The sequence below is a fragment of the Mesorhizobium sp. L2C066B000 genome, from assembly GCF_000502335.1.
GTDB lineage: Bacteria > Pseudomonadota > Alphaproteobacteria > Rhizobiales > Rhizobiaceae > Mesorhizobium.
Window position 1 is genome coordinate 60,626 of the sequence record NZ_AYWZ01000002.1, and the last position, 12,750, is coordinate 73,375.

The 12,750-nt window shown below is 64.1% G+C and carries 12 protein-coding genes; 5 read left to right on the forward strand and 7 right to left on the reverse strand.

Annotation, left to right across the window (positions count from 1 at the left end; translation table 11 throughout):
• Positions 1 to 11 precede the first annotated feature (11 nt).
• Positions 12 to 905 carry a dihydrodipicolinate synthase family protein gene (locus X733_RS156785; RefSeq protein WP_023818230.1) on the reverse strand — a complete coding sequence of 298 codons (894 nt, stop codon included), beginning with the start codon at positions 903 to 905 and terminating at the stop codon, positions 12 to 14.
• Positions 906 to 974: 69 nt separating this feature from the next.
• Here X733_RS156785 and X733_RS156780 point away from each other — a divergent pair, with 69 nt between their 5' ends.
• Positions 975 to 1,664 (forward strand): GntR family transcriptional regulator, encoded by a 690-nt coding sequence (locus X733_RS156780; RefSeq protein WP_050588433.1) that lies wholly within the window; start codon positions 975 to 977, stop codon positions 1,662 to 1,664.
• Positions 1,665 to 1,700: 36 nt separating this feature from the next.
• Here the strand turns inward: X733_RS156780 and X733_RS156775 are convergent, their stop codons facing one another.
• Both X733_RS156775 and X733_RS156770 read right to left on the reverse strand, forming a co-directional pair.
• Positions 1,701 to 2,000 carry a hypothetical protein gene (locus X733_RS156775; RefSeq protein ID WP_023688917.1) on the reverse strand — a complete coding sequence of 100 codons (300 nt, stop codon included), beginning with the start codon at positions 1,998 to 2,000 and terminating at the stop codon, positions 1,701 to 1,703.
• A gap of 203 nt (positions 2,001 to 2,203) precedes the next feature.
• Positions 2,204 to 3,700: a CoA-acylating methylmalonate-semialdehyde dehydrogenase gene (locus X733_RS156770; RefSeq protein ID WP_023818231.1), complete on the reverse strand. Its 1,497-nt coding sequence runs from the start codon at positions 3,698 to 3,700 to the stop codon at positions 2,204 to 2,206.
• 365 nt (positions 3,701 to 4,065) lie between these two features.
• Between X733_RS156770 and X733_RS156765 the strand changes: the two genes are divergently transcribed.
• From X733_RS156765 to X733_RS156755, 3 genes are all read left to right on the forward strand, one after another.
• Entirely contained in the window at positions 4,066 to 4,947 is an 882-nt protein-coding gene (locus X733_RS156765; protein ID WP_023668708.1) for a LysR family transcriptional regulator, read from the forward strand.
• Between the two features lie 123 nt (positions 4,948 to 5,070).
• Complete coding sequence (locus X733_RS156760; RefSeq protein WP_023728660.1) at positions 5,071 to 5,511, forward strand: hypothetical protein; 441 nt, start codon at positions 5,071 to 5,073, stop codon at positions 5,509 to 5,511.
• Positions 5,508 to 7,661, forward strand: coding sequence for a phosphatidylserine/phosphatidylglycerophosphate/cardiolipin synthase family protein (locus tag X733_RS156755; protein ID WP_023818232.1), 2,154 nt, complete (start codon positions 5,508 to 5,510; stop codon positions 7,659 to 7,661). The genes X733_RS156760 and X733_RS156755 overlap by 4 nt, the downstream gene beginning before the upstream one ends.
• 103 nt (positions 7,662 to 7,764) lie before the next feature.
• On the opposite strand, the gene X733_RS156750 is transcribed toward X733_RS156755, so the two are convergent.
• The 3 genes from X733_RS156750 to X733_RS156740 form a co-directional block, all read right to left on the reverse strand.
• Positions 7,765 to 9,021, reverse strand: coding sequence for a D-amino acid dehydrogenase (locus tag X733_RS156750; RefSeq protein ID WP_023818233.1), 1,257 nt, complete (start codon positions 9,019 to 9,021; stop codon positions 7,765 to 7,767).
• A 93-nt stretch (positions 9,022 to 9,114) separates the two neighbouring features.
• Positions 9,115 to 10,224, reverse strand: coding sequence for an alanine racemase (alr, locus tag X733_RS156745; protein WP_031193152.1), 1,110 nt, complete (start codon positions 10,222 to 10,224; stop codon positions 9,115 to 9,117).
• Between the two features lie 271 nt (positions 10,225 to 10,495).
• The gene (locus tag X733_RS156740) at positions 10,496 to 11,008 is read right to left on the reverse strand and encodes an RNA pyrophosphohydrolase (RefSeq protein WP_023818235.1); all 513 of its coding nucleotides are present in this window, start codon (positions 11,006 to 11,008) and stop codon (positions 10,496 to 10,498) included.
• 47 nt (positions 11,009 to 11,055) lie between these two features.
• Between X733_RS156740 and X733_RS156735 the strand changes: the two genes are divergently transcribed.
• Entirely contained in the window at positions 11,056 to 11,520 is a 465-nt protein-coding gene (locus X733_RS156735; protein ID WP_245261401.1) for a hypothetical protein, read from the forward strand.
• Between the two features lie 19 nt (positions 11,521 to 11,539).
• On the opposite strand, the gene X733_RS156730 is transcribed toward X733_RS156735, so the two are convergent.
• Positions 11,540 to 12,721, reverse strand: a complete 1,182-nt coding sequence (locus tag X733_RS156730) for a divergent polysaccharide deacetylase family protein (protein ID WP_023818236.1) — start codon at positions 12,719 to 12,721, stop codon at positions 11,540 to 11,542.
• Between the last annotated feature and the right edge of the window lie 29 nt (positions 12,722 to 12,750).

The window sequence follows — 12,750 nt, forward strand, 5'->3', positions numbered from 1 at the left end:
GAAGAAAGCCTTCAGAACTGCGGCAGCTTCGGCCGTACCGCCAGCGCGTCCTTGACGATCTTCTCGACCGCTTTGCGGCGCTCGCCCGACAGCGGCTGGCGCGGCATGCGCACGCGGTCATTTGTGTCGATCGCGAGCACTTCGGCAAGCTTGATGTTTTGGACCAGGTAGGTCGAGACATCGAGATCGAGCAGCGGCCGGAACCAGCGGTAGATCGAAAGCGCCTCCTCGCGGCGGCCCTGCTTCATCAGCTGGTAGATGGCGACGGTCTCGCGCGGGAAGGCGACGACCAGACCCGCCACCCAGCCGATGGCGCCCACCGACAGCGCCTCGAAGGCGAGATTGTCGACGCCGGTGAACAGATCGTAGCGGTCGCCGAAGCGGTTGATGATCTCTGTCGAGCGGCGGATGTCGTCGGAGGACTCCTTGATGGCGACGAAGCGCTTGTCGGCGGCCAGTTCCTCCATCTGGTCGACGGTGACGTCGACGCGGTAGGCGAGGCGGTTGGAGTAGATCATCACCGGCAGGTCGCCGGCCTGAGCGACGGCGCGCAAGGCGGCGACCGTCTCTTCCGGGTTGGTGTGATAGATCGGGCTCGGCACCACCATCAGCCCGTTGGCGCCTTCCCGGCTCGCGCGCTTTGCGATGCTCGCCGCCTCGCGGGTGCCCGCCTCGTTGACCGTCAGCAGCAACGGCTTGTTGCCTGCAACTTTCTGGGCAGTCTTCAGCACCTCGATCTTCTCGTCATGCGACAGCATCGGCCCTTCGCCGAGCGAACCGCAGACGATGATACCGTCGCAGCCTGCCTCCATCTGCAAAGCAAAGCAGCGCTCCATCTCGGCATGATCGAGGCGGTCGTCATCAGTAAACTTGGTCGTGACGGCGGGGAAAACTCCGGTCCACATGATCGTCTCTCCATCTGATATATCAGCCGTATATCTGTTTGAAAACCGGCTGTCAACGCGGAATTCGTTATGATATATGTAAGATATATCAGGAGCCCACCTTTGATATCCAGTGAGACAGCATACCCCGAGCCGGCCGCCGCCAAGGCCTACCATGTACTCGAGCATATGATCGTGACGTTGGAACTGGCGCCGGCGAGCTTTGTCACCGAAGGCGCCCTCATCGAGAAGCTGGCGCTAGGACGCACGCCGGTGCGCGAAGCGATCCAGCGCCTCGCCTGGGAAGGACTGCTGGATGTCAGGCCACGCGCCGGCATCGCCATTGCCCCGCTTCATCCCGGCGACTGGCTGCGCGTGCTGGATGCCAGGCGCGGCGTCGAGGTGGTGCTGGCGCGCTCGGCCGCCCGCTTCGTCACCCGTGAGGCCGCCGACCTGTTTCATGAGGCAGCCCTTGCCATGCAGAAGGCCGTCATCTCGGGCAATGTGCTGGCCTTCATCCAGGCCGACAAGGCGCTCGACGAGGCCTTGGCGATGGCCGCCGACAACCCTTTTGCGGCCCGTCTGGCCGCGCCCCTGCAGACCCACAGCCGCCGCTTCTGGTTTCGCTACAAGGCCGACACAGGGCTGGCCGAATCGGCCGAACACCACGTCGCGCTAATCCGCTCGATCCTGGCTGGTGACGAAGAGGCTGCCGCCAAGGACGCCAAACGCCTTATGGCACTGCTGCGCGGCCATGCCGAAGTGGCCGCCACACGCTGAACTCCGTCTCTGCTCCAGATTTCCGACCGGTCTTTATCAGGTGCCCGGCAAGACTGCGGCCATGGTCGCCCCGTCCCAGCCTTCGCCAGCCGTGATGATGCAGCTTTGGCCGTGTGTGTCGGTGGCCAGGATGGTCCAGGTGCCCTGGTCGGAGACGAATATCTCAAGCACCACATTTGGGTTCACCAGGCCACGAGCGGCTTGGTTTTCGTGGAACTTCTCGCCGAGCGCCTTGACCAGGTCGGTCCGCGCCGCGCATTGATCGGCTTTAGCCTGGGCGATGCCGGACATCGCGAACACCGCAAAGAACATCGCCGCCACAAGACGTCGTGTCATCTGACACCTCCTTGCGCCAGACGAGAACCCCGGCTGCTACCGGCGCTATTTTGATGGCCTGCACCACGGCAGGAATGCAATTTAAGGCAGATGACCGGCTCTTGGTTCCATCGCTTAAACGTGATGGCCAATGTCGGTTTCGTACAAAGAAAGGCCCGGGACGTTGAACCCAGGCCTTCTTGCCGATCTTCGAAATCGTCCGGTCAGTTCATCGTCGGGATGACGAACTCGGCACCGTCCTTGATGCCTGAGGGCCAGCGCGAGGTCACCGTCTTGGTCTTGGTGTAGAAGCGGAACGCGTCCGGACCATGCTGGTTGAGGTCGCCGAAGGACGACGCCTTCCAGCCGCCGAACGTGTAGTAAGCGATCGGAACCGGGATCGGCACGTTGATGCCGACCATGCCGACCTGGACGCGCGAAGCAAAATCACGAGCAGCATCACCGTCACGGGTGAAGATGGCCACGCCATTGCCCATCTCATGATCGTTGGCGAGCTTGATGGCGCTCTCATAGGTCGGCGCACGCACCACCGACAGCACCGGGCCAAAAATCTCTTCCTTGTAGATGCGCATGTCGGCGGTCACATTGTCGAACAGGCAGCCGCCCATATAGTAGCCATCCTCGTAGCCCTGCATGGAGAAGCCGCGGCCATCGACGACCAGCTTGGCGCCCTCCTTGACGCCGGTGTCGACATAACCCTTGACGCGTTCCAATGCCTGCGCCGTGATCAGCGGGCCGAAATCGGCGGACGAATCCGTCGACGGGCCGACTTTGAGGCTTTCGACACGCGGGATCAGCTTTTCCATCAGCCGGTTAGCGGTGTCGTTGCCGACGGGAACGGCAACCGAGATCGCCATGCAGCGCTCGCCGGCCGAGCCGTAGCCCGCGCCGATCAGCGCATCGACGGTCTGGTCCATGTCGGCATCGGGCATGATGATCATGTGGTTCTTGGCGCCGCCGAAGCACTGCACGCGTTTTCCCGCGGCCGTGCCGCGCGAATAGATGTAATGCGCGATCGGCGTCGAGCCGACAAAGCCGATAGCCTTGATATCAGGATCGTCGAGGATGGCGTCGACGACATCCTTGTCGCCATTGACGACGTTGAGAACGCCAGCCGGCAGGCCAGCCTCGAGGAACAGTTCGGCGATGCGCATCGGCACGCCAGGGTCACGCTCGGAAGGCTTCAGGATAAAGGCGTTGCCGCAGGCCAGCGCCGGGGCAATCTTCCACAGCGGGATCATCGCCGGGAAATTGAACGGGGTGATGCCGGCAACGACGCCAAGCGGCTGGCGCATCGAATAGACATCGATGCCGGGGCCGGCGCCGTCGGTGAACTCGCCCTTCATCATGTGCGGCGCACCGATGCAGACTTCGACCACTTCGAGGCCGCGCTGGATGTCGCCCTTGGCGTCGGCGATGGTCTTGCCGTGCTCGCGCGCCAGGAGATCGGCCAGTTCGTCATAGTCGCGGGCAACCAGTTCAAGAAACTTCATCAGCACGCGCACACGCCGCTGCGGGTTGGTCGCAGCCCATTTGATCTGTGCTTCCTTGGCATTCAGGACAGCCGCACGCAGTTCCGCCGGCGAAGCCAGCGCCACCGTGCCGCGCACCGAGCCGTCCATGGGCTGCATGACGTCCTGCTTGCGCCCGCTGGTCCCGGCGACATGCTTGCCGCCGATGAAATGACCGTATTCGATCATGGTTTCTCTCCCTGAGTTTGTGATGGCGCATTCAACCCCTTTGCAGGCGCGAAGGCAACGCGAGGGGAAACGCAACCGTTGTGCAAGAAATAGACAACGAAGGACGAGTGTGCATTAATTGCCGCAAATTACAGATTGCTGAAAGGCCCGAAGGTTGCGCTCCGTCACACCCCCCTCTGTCCTGCCGGACATCTCCCCCGCAAGGGGGGAGATCAGATGTGGCTGCCGCCTTCGCAAATCTTCAACGCACCAAAAGAGACGCAGGTGGCGGAGCTGCCAATCTCCCTCCTTGCGGGGGAGATGGCCGGCAGGCCAGAGGGGGGTGGGCGGGAACGCCGCGTTCGCCGCTAGCCCGGACCACCCCAATGAACTGGGATGACGTCCGCATCTTCCTCGCCGTGGCCCGCGCCGGGCAGATCCTTGGCGCCGCCAAGCGGCTGGAACTCAATCACGCCACCGTCTCGCGCCGCATCGCAGCGCTTGAGGATGCGTTACGGACAAAACTGTTTCGCCGGCTTACCACCGGCAGCGAGCTGACGCCGGCCGGCCAGCGCTTTCTCGACATTGCCGAGCGCATGGAAGCCGACATGATCGCCGCGCGCTCCGCCGTGTCGGGCGAAGGCGACGATATCTCAGGCACGGTGCGCATCGGCGCGCCCGACGGGTTTGGCGTTGCATTCCTCGCCACGCGTCTTGGCGCGCTGACCGCGCTGCACCGCGAACTCACCATCCAGCTGGTGCCGGTGCCGCGTTCCTTCTCGCTGTCGCGGCGCGAGGCCGACATCGCCATCACCGTCGAGCGGCCGAGCGAAGGCAGGCTGGTGGCGGGAAAGCTGGTCGACTACACACTCGGCCTGTTTGCCTCGCGGGACTATGCGCAGGCGCACGGCTTACCCGAGACCGCTGCCGAACTCGGCCAGCATACGCTGATCGGCTATGTCCCAGACCTGATCGTCAGCCCGTCGCTCGACTATGCGGCGGAGTTCAGCCCGGACTGGCGCACCAGCTTCGCCATCTCCTCAGCGCTGGGCCAGGCCGAAGCGGTGCGGTCGGGCGCCGGCATCGGCATCTTGCACACCTTTGTCGCCCGCTCGATGCCGGAGCTGATCCCCGTTAACATCGTGACGCCGATCCGCCGCGCCTACTGGCTGGTCTATCATGAATCGGTCCGGCCACTGCGCCGCGTGCAGATCGTCGCCAACTTCATCACCAAGGCAGTCGAGAGAGAGCGCGGGCTGTTTGTCTGATGGCCGCGCCGCCTTGCCCTCGCCACAAAATCGGGCAGTGTGGCAACAAGCGCGATGTCGCCTATCATTAAGGATTGGCTGCGCCGGGTGGGACACTTTTTTGCAAAGCTGGTGCGGATCAAAATGCGAGCGGTGCTCGCCATCTTGCCGCTTGTCGCGCTTTCCGCCTGCGCCAATCCATGGACCGTAGTTCCGGAAGCCGAACTGCCCAAGCCGGTCCGTATCGCAATGGCCCGCCCGTCGCCTTTCGTCTTCGGCAATTACTGCGGTCCCGGCACCCGCACCGGCGACCTCTCGGCTCGCCCTGTCAATCGCCTCGACAGCGCCTGCCAAATCCATGACGCCTGCTACATCGCGCGCCATAATCATTGCGACTGCGACGGCGCGCTCGTCGCCTCGGCAAAGGCGATCCGTGATGACAAGACAGCGCCGAAAAAGATGCGCGGCGAGGCCGAGCTTTTGATCGCCACTTTCGCGCTTCCCGTCTGCAAGGTGTTTCCGCATGGCTTCCTGCCGCCGCGCGATCCGGCTGAACTGAAGACGATGAACGGTGCGACCGGATGAACCGCGCCATCTGCCTGGCCTTGGCCGGGCTGGGGCTGGCGGCCCTTGCCGGTTGCGCCGCCCCGATCCGGCACAGCTGCGATTTCTTCCCCGATGCGAAGGATTGCGGCCGGCCGTCGGTATCGGCCGGCACGCCCGGACCGCAGACTGCAGCAGCAGCGTTTTTCGGCGATGCCGGTGCCAGCGACTATGAAAGGCAGTTTCTGGCGCTGCTCGCCCACAACCAGATCGGGGCCATCGACAGGGCGAACGGCACCGGTCCGTTCGGACATGACCGCCACGCCATCGCCAACCGCGATTTCCAGGCCACCTACCGGACGCTGGAACGGCTGGCGAAGCCGGTTACCGCCGAACAGATGCCGGCATTGAGCGGCACAGCCGGCGAAGGCCATTTCAACGGCCGTTGGCGCGTGTCGCGGCAGACGCTCTATGTCAACGCCGCCGCGCGGCCCTCCGCGCCAAAGACGTTCAGCTTTTCCGGCCTGCAGGCGCGCTCGATCGAGATCGTGATGCGCCAGGCGGGAAAGCAGCCGGTTGAGATATCGGGCGCCTGCGACGGGGCGCTGGCGATTCGCGCCGGCGGTGGCTCGCGCAGCGTGGCGAGCGGTGCCGCCTTCCGCCTCCGCCTGTCGGCCGGGCAAACCGCCAGCCTGTTCCCCAGCGATGGTTTGAACCGCTGCAGTCTCAAGCTCAGCTCCAGTCTGGCGCCGGCAGGCGCCCCGCTCACCATCCTGCGCGAAGAGGTTGCCTATCCGGCGATAGCCGCGCTCGACAGCCGCTACGAGCGTTGTCCAGTGCCCGGTCCATCCGGCCTGGATGAACTCGCCCGCGTCTTCTACGCCGGCCGCTGGCTGTCGCAGAGCTGTTCGCTGCCGCTCGGGTCACCGCGCCTGTTACGCAAGTCGCGCGACGGCTTCAACGCCAAGGTCGAAGCGCTGCTCGGCGCGCCTTTACCCGACAGCGCCTTCGACAAGGCCGACCCCGAACTGCCGCTCGATTTCTCGCGCGCGCCGAAACTCAAGCTGGTCTATCTGTCGTCGCTGGAGTTCAAGGCCGATTTTTCCGGCCGCGTCATCGAGCGGCTGATCCGCCATCACGCAGCCCTCGGCACCAAAGTGCGCATCATGGTCACAGACGTGCTGGAGCGCGACAAGGACGACGCGCTGCTGCACCGGCTGGCGGCCGATTATCCCAATGTCGAGTTGCAGGAATATCGCTGGCGGGCCGACCACGGCGCGCCGGTCGACGAGCAGCTGTCGCAGCTGCACAAGACCCATCACGTCAAGATGCTAGCGACACTTGCCGAGGATCCCGCCCGCTCGCGCGTCATCATCGGCGGCCGCAACATTCATGACGGCTTCCTGTTCCACAAGCCGATCGACTTGTCGCGCCACCCGAACCTGGAGCAATACGGCAAGACCGACGGCCTCTCGCTCAACTACTATTCGAACTGGAGCGATTTCGACATCGAGTTTGCCGACCCGGCCACGGTCGAGACGCTGGCCGCGCATCTCTCGACATTGTGGCTGCGCGACGCCGACACCAACATCGCAAGGCCCTTCTCCATTCCGGTGCGCTCCGACAGCCGGCGCCCGCCGGGCACGGTGCGCCATTTCATTTCCGTGCCCTACGAGGACAACCATGCGCTCGAGACCTATTTCGTCGAGCTGATCGACACTGCCCGGCACCATATCGAGATCGTCAATCCCTACCTTAATCTGACGCCGAAGCTCAGCCTGGCCATCGAGCGGGCGCTGGCGCGCGGCGTCAGGATCGACATTGTCGGCCGCATCGACCTCAAGGGCGATATTGGCGGCAAGCTGCTGACCGCGCTCAACAAGCTGTTCGTCGAGAAATATGGCGACCGCATCAACATCCGCGAATTAAAGGCGCCCGATGTCGTGCTGCACTCCAAGATCATGATGATCGACGAAAGGCTGGTGACGATCTCGTCGGTCAATCTCAACAACCGCAGTTTCTTCCACGATCTGGAGAACGGCATGACGGTGCTCGACCCTGCCTTCTACGCCAGGATGCAGCCGGTCTATGACGACTATGTCGCCCATTCGAATCCGGTATCGACCAAGGTAATGATCCCCTGGGCCTACCGGTGGCTGTTCTCGAAGGGCTGGGTGAAGGAGGCGTTTTGAGAGGCTGGCGAGGCTGAAGGAATGCCGTTCTGTAGCGATCCTTTACACCCCTCTGTCCGGTAGGACAGAGGGGGTGCTGGCCCGCCAGCTTTAAAAAGCACCCCTACCTCAAATACCGCTCCGGCCCCAGCTCCCGCACATCGATATCAGGCACCTTGCTGGAGATGATGTCGGACAGCACCTTGGCCGAGCCGCAGGCCATGGTCCAGCCAAGCGTGCCGTGCCCGGTGTTGAGATAGAGGTTGGAGAACTCGGTGCGGCCGACCAGCGGCGGCCCGTCCGGCGTCATCGGCCGCAGCCCGCACCAGAAGGACGCCGCCTTGAGGTCGCCGCCATCCGGGAACAGATCGCCGACCGAATGTTCGAGGGTGCGCCGGCGCGATTCATGCAGCCTGTGATCGAAGCCGGAAATCTCCGCCGTGCCGCCGACGCGGATGCGGTCGCCGAGCCTGGTGATCGCCACCTTGTAGGTTTCGTCCATTACCGTCGACACCGGGGCGGCGACCGCGTCCTTGATCGGAACGGTGATCGAATAGCCCTTGACCGGATAGACCGGGATCGGGCGCCTGAGCAGGCGCATGAAGCGCGCCGAATAGCTGCCCAGCGCCAGCACATAAGCGTCGGCCGCGCGCGAGCGCTGGTCGGTGCCGACGCTGACGATGCGATTGCGGTTCTTGGAGAAGCGCCGGATCTGCGTGCCGTACTCGAACGTGACGCCGCGCGCCACGCAGAGCTCGGCCAGCCGATCGGTGAACATCTTGCAGTCGCCAGTTTCGTCGCCGGGCAATCTCAGCCCGCCGACAAACTTTTCCCGCACGCCGGCCAGCGCAGGTTCGGCGCCAATGCAGCCTTCGGGATCGAGCAACTCGTAGGGAACGCCATATTTCTTCAGCACCTCTACATCGCCGCCGGTGCCGTCGAGCTGCTTTTGCGTGCGAAACAGCTGCAGCGTGCCCTTGGTCCGCTCGTCATAAGCGATGCCGGTCGCCTCGCGCAGCGCCTTCAGCGTGTCGCGGCTGTATTCGGCGAGCGGGACCATGCGCGCCTTGTTGATGGCGTAGCGATCCGCGGTGCAATTGCGCAGCATCTTGATGAGCCATGTCCACATATACGGATCGAAGGCCGGCCGCACCACCAGCGGGCCGTGCTTCATCAACAGCCACTTGATTGCCTTCAGCGGAATGCCGGGGCCGGCCCAGGGCGAAGCATAGCCCGGCGAGATCTCGCCGGCATTGGCGAAGCTGGTTTCCAGCGCCGGCCCTTTCTGGCGGTCGAACACCGTCACCTCGTGGCCGGCCTCGGCGAGATAATAGGCAGTGGTGACCCCGATAACGCCGCCGCCCAACACGAAGATCTTCATCGCATCACTCTCCACGACGACTTCCGTCAGAGGGCCGCCGCCTCCTGTCTGCCGGATTCTGCGGCGTCCGCCAAGGGGCGGCGTGTCGCGGCTCTATTCGTTGATATAGCGGCGGTGGAAGCGGGGGCCGAGACTGGTCAGGATTTCATAACCGATCGTGCCGGCATGGCCGGCGGCGTCATCGACGCTCTGCGAGGGGCCCAGGAGTTCGACAAGGTCGCCCTCGCGCAGCCGGCCGGCCGGCAGGGCCGAGATGTCGAGTATGATCGAATCCATCGACACCCGCCCGACAAAGGGCAGTCGCACGCCGTCGAGCCAGGCAGCCGAAGCCGCGCGCCGGTGCCAGCCATCGGCATAGCCGAGCGAGATTGTGGCCGCGCGCAAGGGACCGCTGGCCAGAAACGCATGTCCGTAGCCGACGCCCGCGCCCTTATCGATGCCGCGTGTCTGGATGATCTTTGCCTCGAGCCGCACCACCGGCAGCATCGGGTTCGCCTCATCAGGCGTCGGATTGATGCCGTAGAGCGCAGCGCCCGGACGCGCGAGGTCGTACTGATAGCGCGGCCCAAGAAAGATGCCGGAGGAATTGTCCAGCGACGCCGGCGCCTTGGGCAGCATTTTGCGCAGCCGTTCGAACTCCCTGAGTTGCGCGTCATTGGCCGCATTGGTCGGTTCGTCCGCACGGGCCAGATGGCTCATGACGAGAACGACATCGACGCCGGCGAAAGCATCGGCCGTAAGCGCCTGGACCTCTGCCGGCGCCATGCCCAGCCGCGACATGCCGCTGTCGACCTGGATGGCGGCCTTGAGCTTGCGGCCGGCCTTCTGGCCGGCTTTGCTCCACGCCTTCAATTGTCCGCCACTGTTGATGACGGGAACAAGGTCGGCAGCCACCGCTTCGGGTTCCGAGCCCGGCGGCAGCCCGTTCAGCACATGGATTTCCAGCTTCGGTCCGAGTGCGTCGCGCAGCGCGACACCCTCGGTGAGATGCGCGACAAAGAAGCTGTCGCAGCCTTCGGCAACCAGTGCCGCCGCCACTTGCCGCGCGCCGAGCCCGTAACCGTCGGCCTTGACGACGCCGGCGCAGCGCACGCCGCCGAGCTTTGCCTTGAGCCGCCGGTAATTCTCCCTGACCGCGCCGAGATCGATGGTGAGAATGGCGCCGGCCGCCGCTTCGCTGATCGTATCTTTGGCTTTATGCATCGCAGACCCGCTGAAGTCGGCGCTGCCCCTCATTGTCCTGCCGGATATCTCTCCCTATCCCTATACGGGGAATTGAGGAGCGGTCGGCGTAAAGCGGACGAAAAGCCAACTGCTTGGCTTTTCGAGTGACGAAAGCCGGCAGGCGGGTGAGGGGCAGCCCATACGCTGCGCTAAGAGGCCATTGCCCGGCGTCGTTCATATGGGTCTCGTGGCTGCGGGTGTCCCGATCAATAAAGCACGAATCAGGTGCCGTGCGAACCGTCACATCCAGCTAGGCAAGATGACGGAACGCCGCCACCACATCCTCATAGACCTTGCGTTTGAACGGCACTATCAGATCGGGCAGGTCCTGCATCGGCCGCCATGCCCATTCATCGAATTCGGCGGTGTGGCCGCCTGGCGGCGGATTGATCTGGATCTCGCTGGTCTCGCCGTGAAAGCGGTAGGCGAACCATTTCTGCGTCTGGCCGCGATAGCGGCCCTTGAGGGCGATGCCGACCAGATCGGGCGGCAGGTCGTAGTTGATCCAATGCGGCGCCTCGGCCAGCAGCGTGACCGAGCGCATGCCGGTCTCTTCATAGAGCTCGCGCCCGGCCGCCTGCAGCGGCTCCTCGCCCTCGTCGATGCCGCCTTGCGGCATCTGCCAGAGCTGCGTGGTCCCGGCAAATTCGCTGTCCGGTTCGGCGATGCGGTGCCCAACCCAGACCAGCCCGTCGCCATTGAGGATCATCAGCCCGACACAGGGGCGGTATGGCAGCGTCTCGGGATCGATCTTTTTAGCCATCGGAGTTTAAAGCCGTTCTGAGATTCGCTCCGGCGAGGCAGTGGCGAATGATTTCGAGAACCGGAGCGGAGCGTACTCAAAGTAGGCTTGCCCCGGAAGCGGAAAACGTGGGTTCGTTCCAGTCACTGCCACCCGGCCCCGTTGCCGCCGTTGCGGTCGAATGGCAGAGTAATTCCATGAAAAATATTCAAATCATCGACGGCGCCTTGAACGCAACCTTCAGCGTGTTCGAGGCAACAGAGGAGGAGTACGCCGCCATCTTCCCGGATGGAAGAGACATGGAACTGGCCGAAGATTTATTTGAGCGGCTTGGTGAAGACGAGGCAGGTCGCGTGCTGGCGCCGCTTTGGGGTCGTCCCATCCTGAAACGCGATGTGCTCGGAATCCACGGCACCCTGTTCTACAACAACGAATATCGGCGGAGACACATCCCGCAATCAAAGCGCGAGGTCGACTGGGATGATGGTTCAATCAATCAGGCCCAGAGAGAGCTCTTTTCTCGGCATCGTTGAAAATCGCCACAAGCGCCGGTCAGCCCTTTTCCGGGTCGATGGCCACCGCCGAGATCGGCACGATCTCGATGCCGCGCTTTTTCGCTTCGACCGCCCAGAACGCCACGGTGTCGACGGTGAGGTCGAAAGCCGAGCCGATGCCGACGGCGGAGCCTTTCGCACGCGCGGTCGCTTCCAGCGCGTCGAGCTTTTTCAGGATGGCGCCGCGGTCCTGCACAGCGTCAATTGCCGTATCGCCGGCGACGAACGGCACACCGTCCTTCAAGGCGAGATCGGACGCCAAGCTCCGTGCGGACGAGCCGTCATCGATATAGGCAAGGCCGCGCTTGCCAAGCTCGGCCATGAACGGCCCCATCGCTGTCGCGTCGGCCGAAAAGCGCGCCCCCATATAGTTCATGACGCCGGTATAGTTGGTGGTCCGCGACAGCGCCCAGCGCAGATTCTTCAGATTGTCGTCCTGGCTTGCCGCCACTGTCAGCGTGTTGCGGCCGGGATTGACATTGGGATAGTCGAACGGTTCGAGCGGCACCTGCATGACCACCTCATGCCCGCTCTGCCGTGCCGCCTGCATCCACCGGCCGATGCTGTTGCCTTGCGGCGCAAAGGCCAAAGTCACTTCAGCCGGCAGCTTGGCGATTGCCGCCTGCGTGCCGGTCTGCGACACGGCAAGCCCGCCGATGACGATTGCCACGCGAGCGCCGCGCGAACCCGACCACGGCCGCGCATAGACATCGAACGGCCGCCGGCCGTCAGCGGCGCGAACCGGGAGTGGGCCGGTGTCGCTGGCCTCGATCAGCGCCCTGTCGGGGATATGCGCGATCTTCAGGTTCTGGCCGATCGTCGACGGGTCGTGGATGACGATGGCTGCATTGGGCGGGCCGTCACCCTCCTGGGTTTGCACATGGATGATCTGCGGACCGCTGGCCTTGGGCGTTTCCGCCTTCGGCGCTGCCGCCGTCGCTTGAGCAGTGGGTGCTGCGGCCGCGGGCTCGGCCGCCGCCGTCACCTTTGGCGTCGAGACCGCGATTGCTTCCGGTTTGCGGAACGGCTTCTCGCGCAGCGCGATCGCGCCGGAGATGCCGACCGCGGCCAGCACGACCAGCGTCGCCGCGACGGCGCCAGCGCTGATCCCGCGCGACGCAGCACGCGGTCGGGCGGCCTGTCCGAGTGGGCGTTCGATGTCCTTGCCGATGTCAGCCAAGCCGCATCCCCGGGCGCATGATCGGCGAA